Annotated in this window: 13 protein-coding genes and 1 tRNA gene; 4 read left to right on the top strand and 10 right to left on the bottom strand. The window is 46.3% G+C overall.

Going from position 1 to position 19,831, the window contains the following annotated elements:
• Window positions 1-7: 7 nt before the first annotated feature.
• Entirely contained in the window at window positions 8-838 is an 831-nt protein-coding gene (locus tag CBP31_RS03080; RefSeq protein WP_087038587.1) for an SDR family oxidoreductase, read from the bottom strand.
• A 600-nt stretch (window positions 839-1,438) separates the two neighbouring features.
• On the opposite strand from CBP31_RS03080, the gene CBP31_RS03075 reads away from it, so the two are divergent.
• A complete protein-coding gene (locus CBP31_RS03075) occupies window positions 1,439-1,948 on the top strand; it encodes an MgtC/SapB family protein (protein WP_087034820.1) in 510 nt (169 codons plus the stop codon).
• Between the two features lie 168 nt (window positions 1,949-2,116).
• Here CBP31_RS03075 and leuA read toward each other — a convergent pair whose 3' ends face one another.
• From leuA to CBP31_RS03055, 4 genes are all read right to left on the bottom strand, one after another.
• Entirely contained in the window at window positions 2,117-3,814 is a 1,698-nt protein-coding gene (gene leuA, locus CBP31_RS03070; RefSeq protein ID WP_087034819.1) for a 2-isopropylmalate synthase, read from the bottom strand.
• Window positions 3,815-4,067: 253 nt separating this feature from the next.
• Window positions 4,068-6,299, bottom strand: coding sequence for a PepSY domain-containing protein (locus CBP31_RS03065; RefSeq protein WP_087034818.1), 2,232 nt, complete (start codon window positions 6,297-6,299; stop codon window positions 4,068-4,070).
• Between the two features lie 61 nt (window positions 6,300-6,360).
• The gene (locus tag CBP31_RS03060) at window positions 6,361-6,834 is read right to left on the bottom strand and encodes a DUF2271 domain-containing protein (RefSeq protein ID WP_087034817.1); all 474 of its coding nucleotides are present in this window, start codon (window positions 6,832-6,834) and stop codon (window positions 6,361-6,363) included.
• Between the two features lie 99 nt (window positions 6,835-6,933).
• Window positions 6,934-7,338 (bottom strand): PepSY domain-containing protein, encoded by a 405-nt coding sequence (locus CBP31_RS03055; RefSeq protein WP_087034816.1) that lies wholly within the window; start codon window positions 7,336-7,338, stop codon window positions 6,934-6,936.
• A 539-nt stretch (window positions 7,339-7,877) separates the two neighbouring features.
• Here CBP31_RS03055 and CBP31_RS03050 point away from each other — a divergent pair.
• Window positions 7,878-8,537 carry a response regulator transcription factor gene (locus CBP31_RS03050; RefSeq protein WP_087034815.1) on the top strand — a complete coding sequence of 220 codons (660 nt, stop codon included), beginning with the start codon at window positions 7,878-7,880 and terminating at the stop codon, window positions 8,535-8,537.
• A 34-nt stretch (window positions 8,538-8,571) separates the two neighbouring features.
• Window positions 8,572-9,981: a sensor histidine kinase gene (locus CBP31_RS03045; RefSeq protein WP_087034814.1), complete on the top strand. Its 1,410-nt coding sequence runs from the start codon at window positions 8,572-8,574 to the stop codon at window positions 9,979-9,981.
• A 440-nt stretch (window positions 9,982-10,421) separates the two neighbouring features.
• Here CBP31_RS03045 and CBP31_RS03040 read toward each other — a convergent pair.
• The 5 genes from CBP31_RS03040 to CBP31_RS03020 form a co-directional block, all read right to left on the bottom strand.
• Window positions 10,422-10,498: transfer RNA gene (locus tag CBP31_RS03040), tRNA-Arg, on the bottom strand.
• 35 nt (window positions 10,499-10,533) lie between these two features.
• Window positions 10,534-11,763, bottom strand: coding sequence for a hypothetical protein (locus CBP31_RS03035; protein ID WP_087034813.1), 1,230 nt, complete (start codon window positions 11,761-11,763; stop codon window positions 10,534-10,536).
• Window positions 11,764-12,241: 478 nt separating this feature from the next.
• A complete protein-coding gene (locus CBP31_RS03030) occupies window positions 12,242-15,451 on the bottom strand; it encodes a type I restriction endonuclease subunit R (RefSeq protein WP_087034812.1) in 3,210 nt (1,069 codons plus the stop codon).
• A 13-nt stretch (window positions 15,452-15,464) separates the two neighbouring features.
• Complete coding sequence (locus CBP31_RS03025; RefSeq protein WP_087034811.1) at window positions 15,465-16,778, bottom strand: restriction endonuclease subunit S; 1,314 nt, start codon at window positions 16,776-16,778, stop codon at window positions 15,465-15,467.
• The gene (locus CBP31_RS03020) at window positions 16,775-18,811 is read right to left on the bottom strand and encodes a type I restriction-modification system subunit M (protein WP_087034810.1); all 2,037 of its coding nucleotides are present in this window, start codon (window positions 18,809-18,811) and stop codon (window positions 16,775-16,777) included. The genes CBP31_RS03025 and CBP31_RS03020 overlap by 4 nt, the downstream gene beginning before the upstream one ends.
• A gap of 674 nt (window positions 18,812-19,485) precedes the next feature.
• Here CBP31_RS03020 and CBP31_RS03015 point away from each other — a divergent pair.
• Window positions 19,486-19,803, top strand: a complete 318-nt coding sequence (locus CBP31_RS03015) for a hypothetical protein (RefSeq protein WP_087034809.1) — start codon at window positions 19,486-19,488, stop codon at window positions 19,801-19,803.
• Window positions 19,804-19,831 lie beyond the last annotated feature (28 nt).

Here is a 19,831-nt window from a genome sequence, read left to right as displayed (position 1 = left end):
TGGGCAGCTAGCCGCCAGCTTTTAGTAGAATACGATCCAGTGCTCGTGCGCTGAGCAAGCGGCGTAACCAGCTCATAATATGAGTAGGGCGAGTCACGGGGTAACGAATTTTGGCGGTCTTGCTGGTGAGCGCATGTAATAAGGGTGCCATGCAGGCCTCGGGCGCTAAGCTAAACTTTGAGCTCGGCCCTGGTCGCTGTAAGCGCTCCAGTGTTTGTTGATAGCCCGCTTGGTGGCGGCTGTGTTCAGCGTCGATATGGCGCAAAAATGCGATTTTAGAGTTCGCTCTAAATTGAGTTTCTATCGGGCCTGGCTCAATTAAGCTCACCTGCACGCCGCTGCCGTTTAGCTCTAAGCGTAAGGTATCTGTGTAGCCTTCAAGTGCAAATTTTGAGGCGTTATAAGCGCCACGAAAAGGCATGGCGACTATGCCCAAGATTGAACTGTTTTGAATGATGCGGCCTTCACTGGCGGCCAGCATTACCGGCAACACCAAGCGCGTTAAATGATGAGTGCCAAACAAGTTAGTATTAAACTGCTCGCGCAAGGCGGCAGTCGGCAAGTCTTCTAATGCGCCGGGCTGGCCGTAAGCGCCATTATTAAACAACCCATACAAACGCCCGCCGGTCAGTTGCAAGGTTTCTGCCACGCCTGCTTCTATACTGGCTTCGTCAGATAAGTCTAACTGCACTGCGGTTAATCCAGCGGTGGTTAAAGCTGCGACATCTGTAGCGCAGCGCGCCGAGGCGATGACCTGAAAACCTGATTTTTGTAAAAAGTGCGCCGCACACAAGCCAATCCCCGTCGAGCACCCCGTAATTAATACACTTCTTTTTATTTGTTCCGTCATATTGCTGCCTAATGAGAGAGCCAAGCTAAGGAATAGCCTTATCCGCCTACTGTGCCGAGTCTTATCATCGGCTGCAACCGCCGATGTAGGTTAGCGCTTAGCAATCCATGCTACCTCGGCGTACTGCATTACCATGGATTACCGCGTCGTTACACTCCTCGGAAGACGGATGGGATTGGGGATTAGGGACTAGGGATTGGGGAGTAGTTCATTGCGAGCGCAGCGCGGCAATCCATTCTGCACACCTGCACTGGATCCCAAACATAGATTGCCGCGTCGTTACATTCCTCGCAACGACCAAGGTTAGAGCTTGGCTCTGGCCTTGTGTAGGTCTAATTCATTTGACCGCTTGATACTTGATCATAAGCTCCACAGTAAGTTCTAAAACATTATTTAGCAGGTTATTAATTTTTTATAGTTTCAACAAAGGCTTTTTTGACGTACTAACTCTCGTTAGAGGGCACTTGGCACCTATACACTATGTCTGCAACAATATGGTCTGCAACAATATGTCTTTAATAAGTAAAGCGATAGCGGGAAGATATGGCCTAGCGTTATCACCCAACACCTGTAGATAGGCGGAGAGCCATGGACTATATTTGGGAAGCATTAATATATGGCATACCGAGCGGGCGTGAGTTGACCCACTTTGCCGTTCGTTTATTGGCGGCCTCTTTTTTTGGCGCCCTGATAGGTATACAACGAGAAAAATCCGGCAAACCAGCAGGGTTTAGAACTCATATCTTAGTGTGCTTAGGTACGGCATTGTTTATTCTTGCTTGCTCCAGTGTGGGCATGACCTTAGATGCATTATCTCGGGTCATTCAAGGCATAGTGACCGGCATCGGCTTTATTGGTGCGGGCGCTATTTTAAAGCTAAACAACGAGCAAGATGTCAAAGGTCTGACGACGGCTGCAGGAGTATGGATGACGGCGGCCATTGGTGTAGCGGCGGGCTTAGGCAGTTTAGGGGTCGCTTTACTGGGAACGGTTATTACACTCGTTACGCTGGCACTACTAATGCCGTTTGAAATGCGCGCAGAAAAATCGAATAAAAAACAAGCTAATAACGGACAAGGCACCGAGCAGCAAGACTAATTACTAAAACATACCTGCTGGGATTGCAGTGCCGTTAAGTATGTTTGGAGTCAGCGTTTAATATCGACGAGAAAAATCCGTGCTTGCCAAAGCGGCAAGCACGGAAGTTAAATTGCTATTAAAGATTAAGCATTAAAGAGGCGTTAGCCCGCTAGCAACAGCTGGCGTTCAAACGGTTACAGTGGCGGTTTGGTGCGCCGTATCAGGCTGATTGTGTAAATCCACCTGCTGGGCCACCGCAGACAACAAAGCTTGTAGGGTGGCGGACGTGGTATCTTCGGCCAATGCGGCAGCGCTGCAGAGGGTATCGTTGATGCGTACGCGGATACACGCCAATGCGTTGGCTTTGGTGCCTTCGCCTAAGGCAAATTCGTCATAGGCTTCTACCGCTATCACGACACCGAACTGGGTTTTTAACGCTTCAGCCACGGCTTCTACCGCCCCCGAACCTTGGCCTTTAAGTTGCACCAATTGCGTGGGAATGCCAAAGCGCACTTCGGCCTGAACGCCGGCTTGGTCTCGCTGCAGATCGTAGGTCGCTAACGCCCAGTTTGGATCCACCTTGAGGTATTTTTCCTCAAACAAACGGTGGATGGTTAACGAATCAATTTCACCGCCATTGGTCTCAGCTTCAGCCTGCACCACTTTACTGAATTCAATCTGCAACCAGCGTGGCAGCGTAATGTCGTAATCACGCTCTAATACATAAGCCACACCACCTTTGCCGGACTGGCTGTTGATACGCACCACTTCATCGTAATGACGGCCAAGATCCGCCGGATCTATGGGTAAGTAGGCCACATTCCACACGTCGTCTGGTTTGCGTAGTGCCAAGCATTTGCGGATCGCATCTTGATGGCTGCCAGAAAATGCCGTAAACACCAGATCGCCGGCGTAAGGGTGGCGCGGATGAGTCGAGATATCAGTACAGGCCTCAACCGTCTCCACAATTTCAGCCATACCGGATAAATCCAAGTGCGGATCTATGCCTTGGGAATACAGGTTCATCGCCATGGTGACCAAGTCCATATTGCCGGTGCGCTCACCATTACCCATCAAGGTGCCTTCAACACGATCGGCTCCCGCCAACATCGCCAACTCCGCCGCCGCCACGCCGCAACCGCGATCGTTATGGGTATGCACACTGATGCTAAAGTGCTCACGATGAGCAACATGATCGCATACCCATTCAATTTGATCGGCAAATACGTTTGGCGTCGACATTTCGACAGTCGCGGGCAAGTTAATGACCACTCCTTGGCCCAGATCCGGACGCCATACTGCGTTGACGCTATCAATCACCTCGACGGCAAAATCCAGCTCGGTGCCGGTAAAGCTTTCAGGGGAATACTGGAACGTCCATTCCGTCTCGGGCGCCAAATCTGCGTGCTCTTTAACCCAGCGTGCGCCATTAACGGCAATCTCGCGAATGCCCGCACGATCCAGTCCAAACACCTGCTCACGCTGCACCGTAGACGTTGAGTTATAGACATGAACTATGGCTCTATCTGCACCTTTTAAGGCTTCATAGGTACGGGCAATTAACTCTGGGCGCGCCTGAGTTAACACCTGAATGCGTACATCTTTAGGAATGCGGTTTTCTTCAATCAGCTTGCGACAAAAATCAAAGTCTGGCTGGCTGGCAGCCGGGAAGCCAATCTCGATCTCCTTGAAGCCCAACTTTACCAACAAATCAAAAAGGCGCTGCTTCTGCGCCACGTTCATCGGCTTGATTAGCGCCTGATTACCGTCACGCAGATCAACTGCACACCAACGGGGTGCCTGCTCGATCACCTGATCTGGCCAACGACGGTTTGTTTTACCGACAGGCTTAAATGCTACGTACTTTTTATGAGTAAAGCTCATGTGCAGACACCTTAAATTTGGTTCGCTTGATATGACAATAGAATACCGCACATGCTCAGGCTAAAGATTGCGTACTTGTGCTACATAACTACTTTGTTAGCAATAGTGCTGCTTAATTTTGTGTTTTTGGGGTGAGTCGTGCCAATATTTTGATGTTATGCGTATAGGTGGCGTGCTGGGTGAGACCGTGAACAGAAGTTATTTGCTAATTTGTCAGGCTAATAGCCTCTATAACAGACCCTAGTGACTTTGGTTAATACACATCTTCTCGATAGCGGCCTGCTGTTTTTAAGGTTTGCACATTCAGCTCAAGCGGCGCTAATAGTTGATCCAGTGCCTCTGCCACACTAGTAGCCATATTGCGGCCACCACATACCAGCACTTGAGCACCCGCGGCTATCAGTGCTTGTAACGGTTCGCTATTAGCCGTGATTCTGTGCTGCACATAACTGCGATCACCCACCCGAGAAAAAGCCGCATGCAGTTGGGTTAAGCGGCCATCAGCTAAATAGCCTTGTAGCTCTGTCTCATATAAGAAGTCCGCTTGTGGATCTCGCCCGCCCCAATATAAGTGGATAGGGCGATGCTGCTGATTATTACGAATAAAGCCCACCAGTGGCCCGATTCCGGTACCGGCGCCTACTAAGATCAATGGTGTGTCGCCAAGCAGTGGCCTAAAAGTAGGATGAGGCTGAATAAAGACGTCTATTGGCTCACCCAATTGTAAGTGGTGCAAAAAGCTCGAACACTCGCCGCCCGCGTGTTTACGCACACAAATTTCCAGTACACCATCGCTGGAGGCACAGGCCAGCGAATAGAGCCGTGCCACCGTGCTGTGCGGTGCATAAATACCCACTAAGTCGCCGGCGGCAAAGTGTGGCAAACGAGCTGAGCGCCATAAGCGTCGCCAAGCTGGGCGCGAGTTTGGCATGGCGGCAAAGCGCAGTACGCTGGTGGGCGTGTCGCTATTAACGTCATAATCCACGCGATCTACCAGTTGCAGCCGTGTGGTCGGTACTCGCACCCCTTTATGCTCCAGCACTAGCTCATGGCCCAGTGCCTCACCTAGGCGCGTGCCCCAACGGGCAAATGTCTGTGCGGATTGCCGGTCAATTGTTTCTAGTGCTAACAATGATTCGCCACCGCGCGCCAGTAGTGCCGTGTCTACTTCTTCGGCAAAGCGACAAAAATGGCAGAATTGTTGGTCACCAAAGCCTAATACCGCAAAGCGTGCAATCGGCAGTTGGTTAATCGCCCTTAAGCGACTTAAAAAATGGTCAGCCGATGCTGGCGCATCACCGTCGCCATAGGTAGCGGTAAGCACTAATAGCTGCTTCGCCTGTGGGTAATGGGCGGCCACGCTATTCATGGGCGCGGTATGTACTGCATGGCCCGCAGCAGTTAACGCATCATGCAGCGTGCGGGCAAAGCCCCATGTGCTGTTGGCTTCGCTACCCACCAAAATTACCGTATCCGCCGCCTTGGCTTGGCTGTTAGTTAGTAACTTGGGCATGGCTTTGCGCCTTTGCCACCAGGTTTGCAGGCCGGTGACGGCCAGCACGGGCACCGCTAAGGCGCTTAAGCCTAGCCAAAGGCCTAACCACCAAAGCCCTTCTCCTGTATGCAGTTTGGTGATCAAGGCATAAACGCCATGAGGTTTATCGTGAGCTTGGTAAGCCAGCTGTTCACCGCTATAAGGATTTACAAAGCTAGCACCTTGGTGAGTGCGCAGCGAATAAACATCAGTCGGATCATTAGGGTAGGGATAAATCAGCTCTTCTAGCTCGCTTACCGGTGTGGCTTGCAGGGCGGCTAAGCTGACAATGGGCGCGATTGGGGTTGGTGGCGTAAGCGGTAACGAAATTTGCGGCGGCTCGGGATCCGCCTGTGTGCCCTCGGGCAGGAGTTCAAAGGTGACTGTCGACAAATATAAACCGGTGAGTGCAGATAATAACAAGCCCAGTAATGCGACTCGGGCTAGCTCCGCGTGCCATCTTTTACTGCCGCTGCCAGCTAAGGGGCGCAGCAAATGATGAATGCCACCTTGTTGGCGTGCTAAAAGCAGGGTGCCAGAAACCGACAACACCAGCATCATAAATGCGCCAGCGCCTGCTGCCAGTCGACCTGGAGTGTCTAGTAAAAAGGAGCGATGCAGATTTTTCAGCCAGCGAAAAAAAGCGGAAGCTTGATAGGGCGCGAGTGCTTGGCCGGTGGCTGGGCTCACCCAATCCACTTTTGCCTCGTTGGCTTGCTGATAATAAACCAAGATGCCACCTGAAGGGCGGCGTTCAATTTGTTCTACTTGGGGGTAGTGTTGGGCAATACGATCGGCCAACTCAGCCACGTTTAATTGTTGGCTGGCAGCTAGCTCTGCGCTGCTGCGTTCAATTGCTGGAGCTAAAGACAGTAGAGCGCCACTCAAGGTTAATACCAGCAGTAATAGGGTGGCCAACCAAGCTGAGATGGAGTGAAACTTTCTAAGCATGGCGAGCCTCCTAGGATTACATGCGGCCTGAACTTTTAAACCTTAATAGTTCGGCGTGAGCTTATTGCAGTTGGTAACTAAAAGACTTTACATAGCCTTTTCCTGAGGTGACTTGGCCAGCGTTGGCGCGAGTAAAAGGCGCTATTACTTCGGCTCTGTGTTCACGCAGGTCTTCCACTGCGGTATCGATACGCAACTGATAACCTGCATCCAGCCACTTATCGGCAACCTCAACTGTGGTGGTGAGCGTGTTACCACTGGCGAGGCTAGCACCGGTTTTACCATCGTATGTCGCAGCCTTTAGACCACTGCCCCGCGCCCAATCACGTAAGTGTTTGTAATATTTAGACTTGCCGCCGGCGACCCACAAAGTGTCTTGATATTTGCCGTTGGCATCGGTGAGATAAATAGCCACATAAGCGCCGTCGCCGTTATAACCGTTCAACTCAGTGGTGAGGGTGACGGGCTTTGCCTGCGCCAAACTGGGTAGGGTAAGCAAAGCGGTGAGTGCGAGTATTGTTGCTGTTTTCTTCATGGTCAGGCCCTTCTATAACAAGTGGTGAGGCTCTATAAAGAGCAAGCAGGCAGCCAAATCATTACTGTATTAAGGTGCCAGCGAGGCATTTGCTAAAGCTTAGGGCTGAGCGGGCGTCGCAGTAGGCTGCATAGGCTCAGTAGCGGCGTGTGCTGTAGTAGCAGGCCGCTCAGGCTTAGCTGACAATACGGGCACTGGTAACATCGGATAGGCAGACAAGTCTGAGTTATCGTCAAAGTCCACTTCAAAGCTGCGAATGCGCAGTGTGGCTGGCGCAAACTTGGCCTCGATTTTATTACCTGCCTTATCCAAGCCTTTCACTTCATAACAGCCGTCATCAACTTTGATGCGTTTTACCTGCCAGTCTTTGGCTTCTACCATTTGGCGTAAGGTTTCTTGTGGTTGCCAATCGGCCACCGCATCATGGCAATCATCGCCCGCATAGGCGCTAGTGGCGCCAAGTGCTAAGGCTAGGGTGCTGGCAGTCAGTAGAATGTGTTTCATGGGGGGACTCCTCTGTGGTGAGCCTTAATCATGACGCACTTTACTGACAGCTTGCTGAACGACAAAAACAATCCTGATTACCCACAAGGCTCAGCCATGTTTCAGAGATTTAAGAAGCAATGAATTCAATAGGTTACAGGTAGGCGCCGCCTCTTTGGTAAAGAGTATGAGGCTCATTTTGGTATTTTGACCTTGTAGGGGCCAATTTATTCGGCCCGGTTTGGTGTTTTTGTTTAAATCTAAACCTCAGTAACAGCCAGCAGAGCTGGCCTGCCGAATAAATTGGGCAGCTACAAAGAACAAACCGAAACAGGGTGCATTATGGCTGAGGTTCATACGTAATCAGGAAAACAATTGACCGGCAAAAGTAACAACTTGGCAAAAAATATCAGGCAGCCAGAAATTAATAGCCGACCTTATATTGGCGCCACTTAATTTAGATCAGCTTGTTTAACTGATGATTCAGCTGATTGTCAGCTAAGGCGGTTACTCTCAACAGTAAAATCGACCAAGAAAAAAACCAATTCGAGGAGCGGCAGATGCGGATATTACTGATTGAAGATACCGTGGCGCTGGGCGAGGCTATTCGTGAGCAAATTGCCGATGACGGCCATGCGGTGGACTGGGTGAGGCTATTAAAGGAGGCGCGCGCCTGCGTCTTGACCACGCGCTACGATCTGATCTTGCTGGACTTGATGTTACCCGATGGCCGTGGCTTGGATTTTTTGCAGCAGCAACGCGGTGCAGGTAACAGCACGCCGGTAATTATTTTAACCGCCCTCGACCAAATTACCGATCGCATTAATGGCTTAAATGCCGGCGCCGATGACTACCTAGTAAAGCCTTTCGATTTAAATGAACTCTCGGCGCGTTTGGCCGCCGTGGCGCGGCGTTATCATGGCAATCCTAATCCTGTGCTTAATATATGTGGGCTGGAAGTGGATTTAGTGAGTCATTCTGTGCATAAAAACGGGCAGATGTTGGATCTTACAGCCCGCGAATGGGCGGTGTTTGAAGCGCTGTTGCAACGCCCCGGCACCTTATTATCTAAGGCGCAGTTAGAAGACCATTTATATGAATTTGGTGCCGAAATCGAAAGTAATACCATTGAGGTGTATGTCAGCCGGCTGCGTAAACGGCTGGGCCGCGAAGTGATAGAAACCGTGCGCGGCATGGGTTATCGCTTAGCCTTATCATGAAAAGACGACACTCATAAATAAGGCTGACAAAAACATGCAGCGTTGGATGAACAGCTTACAAGGACGACTGGGTATAGGGCTGACGCTAGGCGTCACCGTGCTGTGGCTGCTCGCGGCCTTAGCCTCAGGGCTTGTGCTGCGCACTGAGTTGGATGAAGCTTTTGACAGCGGCTTAGAAGAAACTGCCCAGCGCATTTTGCCGTTAGCTGTTACCGAAATTTTAAATCGGGACCCCTTAACGCCGCCCCAGCAGATTGCCGCCTTGCGCTCCAAGCTCGCCGTGAACACACATCAAGAGCTGATCAGTTACGTGGTGCGTGGGGCAGATGGCACCCTATTGCTGCGCTCTCACGATGTGGACTTAGCCTTATTTGCGCCGCTACCTAATCCCGGCTTTAGCACGCAAACCGAGCATCGGCTTTACGGCGAGTCTGCGGTAAGCGGCTCTATCTTTATTGAAGTAGCCGAGCCGCTGGTCCATCGGCAACAGGCGATGCTCAGCGCCATGTGGGCGCTACTCATGCCGCTGCTGTTTTTGATCCCGCTTAGTTTATTTGGCACTTGGTTTTGGGTGCGCGTGAGTCTACGCAGTGTCTTGGCTTATAAGGCCACACTCGCTACTCGCGGCGCCGGTGATTTGTCACCGATAACGGAGGCCGCTCTGCCGAGCGAAATAGCACCCGTTAGCGAGGCGGTTAATCAGCTGCTACAACGGCTGCGCCGAGCGCTGGAGTCGGAGCGTAGTTTTACCGCTAATAGCGCCCATGAACTGCGCACGCCTTTAGCCAGTGCCTTGGCACAAGTTCAACGCTTGCAGCACGCGACTACAGACTCAGCGCTGCAAGATCGCGCACGCCAAATTGAAGTCTCTTTGCAGAAATTAAGTCAGCTATCAGAAAAACTGCTGCAATTAGCCAAGGCCGAAGGCGGCGCCTTAGTGGCGGGCACGGCCTATGATGTGGTGCCCGTATTACGCTATTTAATGACGGAATTGAGCCGACTAACCGCTGAGTCTAAGTTACAGCTTAAGGTGCCCGATACGGCGGTGCTAATCATGATGGACATAGATGCCTTGGGCATCTTACTGCGCAACTTAGTGGAAAATGCCCATAAATACGGTGCATCCGAGAGCGATATTAACGTTAGCCTATCGAAGACGGGCATCTTGAGTGTGAGCAACACCTGCACCGTGCTGGCACCGGAAGTCTTGTCCGGTTTAACCGGCCGCTTTGTGCGTGGCCAGAATGATATAAAAAATGTTAGAGAAGGCGCTAAAGAGAATACTGAACTGAATGATCAACAGAGCGTGAAACAAGGTGCGGGTTTAGGGTTGGCCATAGTGCAGGCCATCGCTCTGGGTGCCGGCGGCAACCTAACGCTACATTCTCCCGCAACGAGTCAAACGGACGGCTTTGAGGTCAGGGTTCAACTGCCTCTAGCATAATTAGAACGCACTCTAGGTAAACTCAAAGAAGATTGTGATTTGGTGCCTGTTGGTTCAAGCTTTTGGTCAAGACTGATTATTGAAGGCGGGATGAGAGAAAGTATCGACTTTGGTTATCTTGGCTCAAAAGATACGGGTGCCGAGCGTTTAAGTCGTGTTTTAGGTTTGTGGGCTACAGTCAGGGCTGGTTCTAAAATTACTAGTAAGATTTTGATTTATATAGGGTAGTGGCGCCCCCAGCAGGAATCGAACCTACAACTAAGTCTTAGGAGGGGCGCGTCTTAAGTTTTATTGTTTAACAAAAACAAAGGCTTAAGTTTTGATGTTCTGTAATTGTTCAGTAAATGAAAAAGGTACACACTTGAGTACCTTTGGTGATTAATAAGATAAGTTGGGGCATTAGAAGCAAAAAAAGACGCCTAGAGGCGTCTTTTTAGCTTTGGCGCTCCCTGCTGGAATCGAACCAACGGCCTGACCCTTAGGAGGGGTCCGCTCTATCCTACTGAGCTAAGGGAGCTAATATGGGAAAAATAACACTCCGAGTGCTTCAAATCAAGCGTCTAAACATGAGCGAGAAGATGAGTGATACTCTTTGCTGCTTATCTGTTCGCGCAGCCTTAAAATCGCTCGCTCTTGAGTGCTATTAAGTTTAGTCAAATCGTTGTTTTTTAACTCGAAAGAGCGAAGCTCACTTTCATAACGTCCAAGCTTTGAGTTCAAATTTCTGATTTTCTGACTTTGCTCTTTAATGGTGCTTTCAAGAGTGATACACCGCTTCTTTAGCTTGTTGTATTTACTCTCAAACTCAGCAGCTTTTTTTTTAAAAAATTGTATCGTTGAGCTAAATCCTGAAAAGAAGCCCTCTGATTTTATGTTTGCAGCTTCTTTCTGTTCTTTTATAGCTAAGCTTTGAGCATGCTTAGCTGACTTTTCAGCTTGAATGGCTTTATCTTCAAGTTCAGCAGCTTGAGCGGCAGCTTGCTTGATCTCAAGCTTTTTGTTCTCAAGAATATCTATTTTTCTATCAAGTAAATCCTGAGCTTCATCAAATTTATCAGATCTCTCATTACTCTCTTTTAACTCCAGAGCAATTCTCTTCATTCGTTCCTGCTCTTGTTTCCACTCCTTACGAGTTAGCCTGTCCCTTTTCGGGCCTGTTCTAGCCAATCCGCATGGTTTTCCGACGTGTTCGTAGTACCGGTCTTGAAAAGACCTCATCGCCGCCTTGTATAGCCTTGCGCGAGCTTTTCCGGCTCCCTCCATTTTCTCATGTACAGTATCTCGTGCAGCCATTCCGCAATGTACAGAGCGAATATGCAGAAAGCCGCTTTCACAAGGCTCTGGTAATACGTAAAAATGTACGTGAGGAAACTCCTCATCCAAGTGAACAACGTGGCCTTGGAGTTGAGCACCGTATTCACCCCTTAAGAATTCACGAGTCAGCCTGAGCCATTGAGAGAAATGCTCTTTTACTTCATCATCAGCATTTTTCAAATCTTCCATTCTGACTGGATATGAAGCCACCCCTGCAAGCAAGATTTGACCATCTTTTCTGATTTTACGACCTCTGGGATCAGTGCTCTTAGAAGCAAGTTCAACAGCCATTTTAGCTATCTCAGAGGGAGATTTTCCGAAGGTTTTAGGAGGTTGTGGATTAGTAACATGAGAGCAAGAGCAAGGAGCACGCTCTGCTTCTTTGGCTATGCCAAAAATACTTTGCTTCTTATTGTTTTTATTAGAAATCTTCGCATAGGTTTCGATATGAATGAACTGATAAGCCATGATGTTATTCCTTATTTTTTTATTATTATTATTATAATTATTATCGATGTTATTTTATTTTTTTGTGCGCAATATATAAGTTTAAAGTGAGGCAAAGCCGAAACTTTAAACTTATATATTGTGAAAGGGATTCAACAAGGGGGCTACCCCTTTTGCCGAATGCGGTATGAGGGACGAATACCGCTAGTCGGTCACTAGCTGTATTAACATTCTTATATTTATTTTTTATGGCCTCTGGGTAAACCCAGAAAACATAACCATTGGGGCAGTAACATAATATTATATTATATTATACAGGGTTAATTGTTTAATTAAAACTATACTACTGATAGGGTTTCGTGAGTTTATAATAAATAGTTTACTTTAATTAACTTATGGTTTTATTAAGTCATGTTTCCATTGCTGACTCGTAATGATATTTAGTCTTGAGCGGAAAGTTATTTATAAAAAAAGCGCCAAATCGGCGCTTTTTATTACTTTAAAACGGTCCGTAGGTGCTACGCCCACCGCCTTGGTAATTGCTGTGTACATGTTGATACACAAGCAGGCTTATATCTGCCAACTCATCGTCTGGGTAAGCCTCTGGTGGCAGCCATTCTAAGTTATCTTGGATTAAGGTTTTTATCTGGGAACTGACTTGGGTGCTTTCACGCCAGCGTGCCACTTTGAGTTTTTCTGCCTTGAGTTTTTCTAAGGTTTTTTGCGCTACTTTTTTAACGGTTTTTTCTTCTTCCGCTGTTAATTCATCTTTTTTGAGCAAATCAAAAATCGCCAACGTCTCTTCATCTAAACCTTCACGCATGGCACGCTCTCGCTCGGGGTTGAGATCGTTCTTCATAAATTCATTAAGGTCATCAAAAGCTTTCTGCACGGCTTGCATATCTTTACCGGCATTATATTCAGCAATAATTTTTTTATATTTTTCGTAAAACTCTAAACGAATCGGATTTTGGCGCACCATTTGTTCTAGTTGGCTTGCAATGGCTTCTTGCAGATCAAACACTAATGCGTTTTTTTGTGCTGACTTGGCAAATGCTTGTCGCAGTCTATCGAAGTCTAGGTTGCTTAAGTCCACATAGTCCGTCTCATGTACTTCGCTGGTGAGCGTGCTTACACTCATACTGACTTCTTGCTGCAACTTACGCATTACCGCAGAAATATCAGCCGATAGTGTTTTCTGATTCAATGATTTATATATGGCTTCAATGGCGCTAAACGCTGACATATATTGCTTAACCACTTCCTCAGGAAACAGCGCCTTGTATTTACGAAACACATCGCGGGCCGCCACTTCAAACTGGGTGCGCGTGGTTTGGTTTAAGCTCACGGCGTTAGCTGCGTTACTTAATGCGGTTAGGCGCGCCATGGCTGACTCGGCATTCACTAGGTGATCGAGGTTAAAGTCGACCTCAAGCAAAAAGTCCTTAACTGCGACTATTGCCACATCTAGCTCGATTGCCATTTCCTCAAGCTTTTCTACTGGATTACTACCTTCACTGCCTCCAGGTTTGCCCGTGCCGCCTTTTTTACTGTCCCCTTCGCCATACACTGAATAGGCTTTTTCTAATTGGGTGTAAACGTTGCCATAGTCGACGATTAAGCCGTTTTCTTTTTCGTCATCATACACGCGGTTAGCCCGCGCTATGGTTTGCATCAAGGTGTGACCTTTAATGGGTTTGTCTAAATAAACGGTCGACACGCAGGGCGCATCAAAGCCGGTGATCCACATGGCGCAGACTATGGCTAAGCGAAACGGGTTATCATCGTCTTTAAACTCTTTTTCGAGGTCTCGCGCCACCATTTTTTTACGGTGGTGCTCAATATCTAACCCTAGCGCCTTAAACTTTTTAACTTCATTCTGTTCTTGGCTGACCACCACACACACTTCGGTTTCTTGTACTCGGGCAAGGTATTTCTTGAGGGTTAGCTCTTCTTGCTGATCTGTTTCTTCAGCAATACGTTGGGTCAGCTCAGCTACATACTCCGGCCAGTAATGCATAACTCTGTCATAAATGCGCACCGCTGTGGGTTTATCAAGGGCCACAAACATCGCTTTGCCTTGGTAGCCGCGATCATTAAAGTGCCATACTAGATCTTTGGCTATTTTATCGAGTCTGTCATCCGAGGTGAGGATCGGATAGTCACGGGCAAATTCGCGCTTGAGTTTGGCTAGTTGATCGGTATCTAAATCTTCCTCATTGATGATGTCGGCCATGCGCTGATCTAAGTCCGGATTTTCTATATCCAGCTTTTCACCTCGATTAAGGTAGCGAAGGGGGAGGGTGGCACCATCTTTTACGGCGCGTTTAAAATCATAAATTGAGACATAACCACCAAACAGTTTTTTGGTGGGTTCTATTTCATCGTCGATCAGTGGTGTACCCGTGCAACCTAAAAACGAGGCGTTAGGAATGGCTTTAAAGCGCATGTTTTGAGCAAAGGTACCGTCTTGGGTACGGTGAGCTTCATCAGAAATGACGATAATATTGCTACGGTTAGTGATTAGCGGATATTCTTTTTCTTTATTTTTATCAATGCCGAATTTATGCACGAGCGTAAACACATAGCGATGATTATTGGCTAATAGTTCACGCAAGTGCTGGCGATTTTTTGCTCGGATATTATGTTCTGTTACCGCGCCACAGCCGGTAAAGGTGTCATAGAGCTGGTTCTCAAGTTCGGTGCGATCCACTACAATTAAAAAGGTGTAACTCTTACCAAATCTACGCAGTATTTTCTGACAAATAAACACCATTGAGTACGACTTGCCCGAGCCTTGAGTATGCCAAAATACGCCGAGCTTACCCTCTAACTCGTCAATGTTTTTTACTTGCTCAATGACTTTGTTTACCCCAATAAATTGGTGGTTTTTCGCCATTATTTTGGTTAGATTTTCGCCTTCGCCATCGAATAACAGAAAATTTTCAAATAAGTCTAGTAAGCGGGCTTTATCACAGGTGCCACGCAACATGGTGTCTAAGCTAACCATACCTTCTTCATCTTCTTCGATGCGTTTCCATTCTAAAAAGAATTTATAGGGGCTAGTCATCGTGCCTACGCGCGAGTCGGTACCATTGCTTAATATAATAAAAGCATTGCTGTGCAGTAGTTCAGGAATAACGTCTTTGTAGTCGCTTAAATTTTCATCATAAGCGTGGCGCAGCTCAGTATGGTGAGCTTTCAACTCAAAAAACACCAGTGGAATACCGTTTACAAAACCCACAATATCGGGCCGACGGTTATAAATTTGGCCTGCCACTTCTAATTGACGCACGGCTAAAAAATGGTTTTGCTCAGGCTTGTCCAAGTCAAACACCTTTAAGCGCTTTTTTTGTAAAAGCCCTTCGTCGTCTTGATAGCTAACCGACACGCCTTTGGTAAGTAGCTCGTGTTTTTGCTGGTTAATAGTAGCTAAACTTTGATCGGCGGGTGTCAGACAAATTTGCTCTATGGCGTCTTGATAGGCGCTGTTAGGTAAGCCCGGGTTAAGCGTGGTTAATGCGGCATGCAAATAGCGTTTAAGGATCACTTCTGACTTATTAGCTCGGCCAAGCAGACCATCAGAGCGATCTTCCTTATCTGAAAAGCTCTCGTTATGCCAAGCGTTTTTAACAGTCCAGCCAAGTTGTTCTAGCACTTCTTGGCTAGCGGCTTCGACTAATCCATCCTCAGAGTATTCTTGACTCATACCGCATTTCTCCTTAGGCGTCAGCGGGGGCTAACTCTTCGTCGGTGTGCTGACTACTTTCTTGAATGCGAGCTAGTAATACAGCTGGCAGCTCTACTTTTTCTATGTCTATGATGCCGGTCATTAAGCGAGGTAACAAGATATCACGGGCTTCTATTAGTAGTTTATTTTTTTGTTGCAGGTTAAATATTAAGTCGAAAGTGTTAATTGCTAACTGATTAAATGATGTTAGAAGGTTACTTGTTGGAAAAATAACTTCTATTTTTTCAAATTTTGATTTGTTTACATTTGTCATTGTTGCACCATTACTACCTAGAGCTTCAAGTAATGGCTTTAAATGTTTTGCATAGCAGTACATGTAAAATGCGTGGCTAGAGTCATAAAATTTTATTGCATTAATTTGTTGATTAGTTTGGCTTGGACATGCTACTAAAGCATATTCACCAGCAGAGCCTATACAGCTAACAATCAGACTGTTTTTTGGTAAGTATTTATTTTTTTGTGTCTCTGCACCTTTCTTAGATAAGTACTGAGTCGTCTCTATCACATAAGGAGCATTATACATGTCAGGCGTTTTTATAAATGGTACATCAAAACCAAAGTTTTCCGCTTCAGCTGTTGAAGGGGTTTTACCAGTGACAATGTCTCCTATCTCATGGAAACTCCTTTTTTCCCATCCTTCAGGTAGCATAGTCTCAGGGTTTGTATTTACTGTTTCATGATCTGGGAACCGCATGCGTACAAACCACTCTTCATACGTGATTTGTGTCAGCTCTTCCAGTAACTTGATGCGCGTTAAGTTATTTTCGATAAGGTCATCGTAAGCACTAACTATAGATGCAATTTTTCTTTGATTGTTCAATGAAGGGAAACTATATTTACATCTGTATATTCGCTCAGGAGCGGTATGTTTAACCTTTGTGCCAGTGGCGCTACCAGCAATTTGTGATCGAATAAGATCATCATTAAACACTAAATATAAAAAATACTTGTCAATTTTTTGTGGTTCGATAATTTCGACCAAACCCAACCGTTGATTATGTAAATAATGGTCATTATCTGGTATAAGAGCTGCACTTCCTAGTAAGCCAGCTCCTTGCTCTGTCATAGCAACGATCAGATCCTGTTTTTTTAAGAGATATTGCTTAGGATAATCCCCTGTGTAAAAGCGATCCTTATCTCCTCTGGATTTAAAGCCTCCTGATTCATAAAAATTACCAGGGGTTAACACTATCTGCTCACCTTCAAATGAGAAATATTCACTTTTAAATGCAAAACCATGTTTTACACGAATGAGTTCACCTAGTTCCATTTCGGTGAGCCTCATAATTTCACCTCTAAAATAGTTTTCATCAGATTTTGTGCAGTGTCATTAAGCTGCGTTAGTTCAGATTTTATATCAAACATTTTTGATTGATAATCAAAATCCATATCTACCTGCACGCTATAACCCACATAGCGACCCGGCGTTAAGCTGTAATCGTTTTCTATGATCTCGTCGCGATCCACTACTTTGCACAGTCCTTCCACGTCTCGATATTGATCGTTAGGGAAGTTCTCACGCAGTGTTTGCCAGTCGCTGATCAGTTGGCTGTAGTCAGCCAAGCTTTGCTTAAGCAGTGCTTGGTGGCTGTTAAGCGCCGTCGTTAGGGCTTTTAGCAGTTTATTGTTAGCGTCCAGCTTCTTTTTAATAGTCTTAGCATCATCGGTAGCTTGCGCTTTTTTATCTAACTTTCTAAAACCTGCTAAGGCCTTATCTGAGTTAGCTTGATACTGCGCTACCAAGGCAAACAGCTTTTCAACGGGCTGCGAGAAACGCGCTACCCATTGCTGACACAGGTCAAAATCACTGTGGTCTTCGATGCTTAATACTTCATTTAATTCTTCGATAATATCATTAAACTTTAAGTTGGGCTTCACGCCTTTAAAGTCATCTTCATTTGGAGCATTAATAATGCTTTGGCAGGCCGTTCGTAAGATGTTAATAGCAGTGGCAATAATAGCCGCTAAGGTGACGGCCACGGCGTTGTGTGATTTTTGAGCGTTGGCGATAGCCGCTTTATCACCCCGGTACGACTCAGTAATGGCGTTAAAATTAGTGAGCTGCCCTGGTGAATAATCATTAATAGTATTAGTGACTACGCGAAAGGTGTTACGCGCATCAATCATTAATATTTTTTTCTTGTTCGCCGCTGGCTTATCTTTATCTAAAAACCACACATGACAGGGTAGCGAACGGGTATAGAAGAAGTTATTACCCACCGACACAATGCAATCTACGGCATCGGTTTCTATTAGCTTTTGGCGAATATCTTTCTCACTGCCACCCGCATCGGTAGCTGAACTAGCCATCACAAAGCCTGCACGACCTTGATCATTCAGGTAGTGATAAAAATACTGTATCCACATGTAGTTGCCGTTATCGGCCTTAGGAATACCAATATCGCTAAACAACCGTGAATCATTTTTAACGTAGTCTTTGCTTTTATCGACTTTTTTCACGTTAAACGGCGGGTTGGCCATTACAAAGTCACACTTGCCTACTAAATCATGAGGATCGGAGTAAAAACTATTATTCTCACTGATTTTTCCTTCGATACCGTGTATGGCTAAGTTCATTTTCGCCAAGCGGGTGTTGTTAGACTTTAGCTCGGTGCCATAACAAGTAATGCGTTGGTTAACCGAGGCATTTTTGTGCTGTTCTTCAATAAAGTGTCCGGTTTGTACAAACATACCCGCTGAACCACAAGCTGGATCGTGAATAATCCCATGGTCGGGTTTAATCATATTAACGATGAGCTGCACCAAAGAAGGTGGAGTAAAGAACTCGCCGCCTTCTTGCGCACCAGCACCATCCATCGAGAATTTCATTAAGAAAAACTCATAAATACGACCAAACACATCACCCGTTAAGCTCTTCACTGCGTCTTTGTTAAACACCCGGATCAGCTCACGTAACAAATCGGAGTCCATCTCTTGATAGTTGCGCGGTAACACCCCTGCTAAGTCGGGATATTCTTGCTCAATTAAGCCCATTGCTTCATTAATAGCGTCGCTGATATCTTCTGCTTCAGGGAGGCCAGCCAAATGCTCATATTGGGATTTTTCGGGCAGCATCATAGCCCCGGCGGCTAAAAAGTCTGCTTTGGTCGCTTCGCGCTTACCACCACGGGGGCTAGTGGGAATGCTAGCCGCTACTTGTACCTTGGCTTGTTCATAGCGATTTTGTGCATAGCGCAGCAAAATTAAGCCTAACACCGGGTCTTTGTACTCAGCAGCGGTAAGCTTTGAATTCGCACGAAGAGAGTTGGCACTGTCCCACAGCTCGGTTTCTAACTGCTTAATTTTCTGTTGATTCATGGCTATTTTATTCTTCTATATATGTAGGCTCTTATTGTGAGCGCACGAAGGCAAAGCACACTTTGCTTAAGTTGGTAGTTATGACTAGCGAACGATGTTGTGGCCATCGACGATACCTTATGAAACCGGCGTTTCTTGCGTAGATTGAAGTCATATTAGTGCCAGCATTATAGGCAAAACAGGCCTGCACTTGAAGCGAAGAGCAGTAAAGCACAGCTTTCTGATGAAAGAGATGCAAGGTAAGCGCTAACAAAGCGAATCTTCATGCTGAACGCTGGTTCAGATATCTTCTTCAGCCGTCGCCGCGACCTCGCTTTTTACGTTTACAGTCAAAAATCACACTTGAAGTGTTCAAAAAAGCAACACTTAGAAATTAATTTTATTTATTTTTATAGTGACTCTGTGTATTTTTTAAGCAGCATGAAAAATTAATTTCCTTACTAAATTATATAAAGCCGTAAATAAAAGTAACCATTCTTCTCGTTTTTATAAATAAATATCGACTTTATATATAAATATGAAGTGTGTTAGCCCTGATTTAATATATGCTTAATTATATGTAATATAAGGTTTTTGCTATATTTAGGGAGGTTGCACTATAAAAAATAGCTGTTAATGTTTGTTGCATAAGCGCTAAGCAATACCGCTTCAGCCATTGATGGGTAGTATAAAGAATGAGATTTAATCAGACACACGTTGAAGTGGGTTACCGCTTATACAACAGAGACAAAGAATTCATTGCTAGCTTATTACTTAATGGCTATGACTCAACAAATCATCTTTGTGATGTGCTTGCCATTATGCATTACGCATCAAGTGAACCTGCGTTAATGGAAGATATTTTAACCTTTATGAAAGTGATGAGCAGAGGTGTTGAAACACACGAACTTATCGGCAGAGATAATGTTATTAATATGCAAATAAAGTATGGAAGTAAATATTATCCGGGTGGATCTGAGGAGTACATTAAACGTACAGAGTGGATGAGGTAGTATAATAACAATTAAACTCTACGTCGGC

Origin of the sequence: Oceanisphaera profunda, assembly GCF_002157895.1 — a bacterium.
GTDB classification, from domain to species: domain Bacteria; phylum Pseudomonadota; class Gammaproteobacteria; order Enterobacterales; family Aeromonadaceae; genus Oceanimonas; species Oceanimonas profunda.
This window is presented reverse-complemented; position numbering and strand designations above follow the sequence as displayed.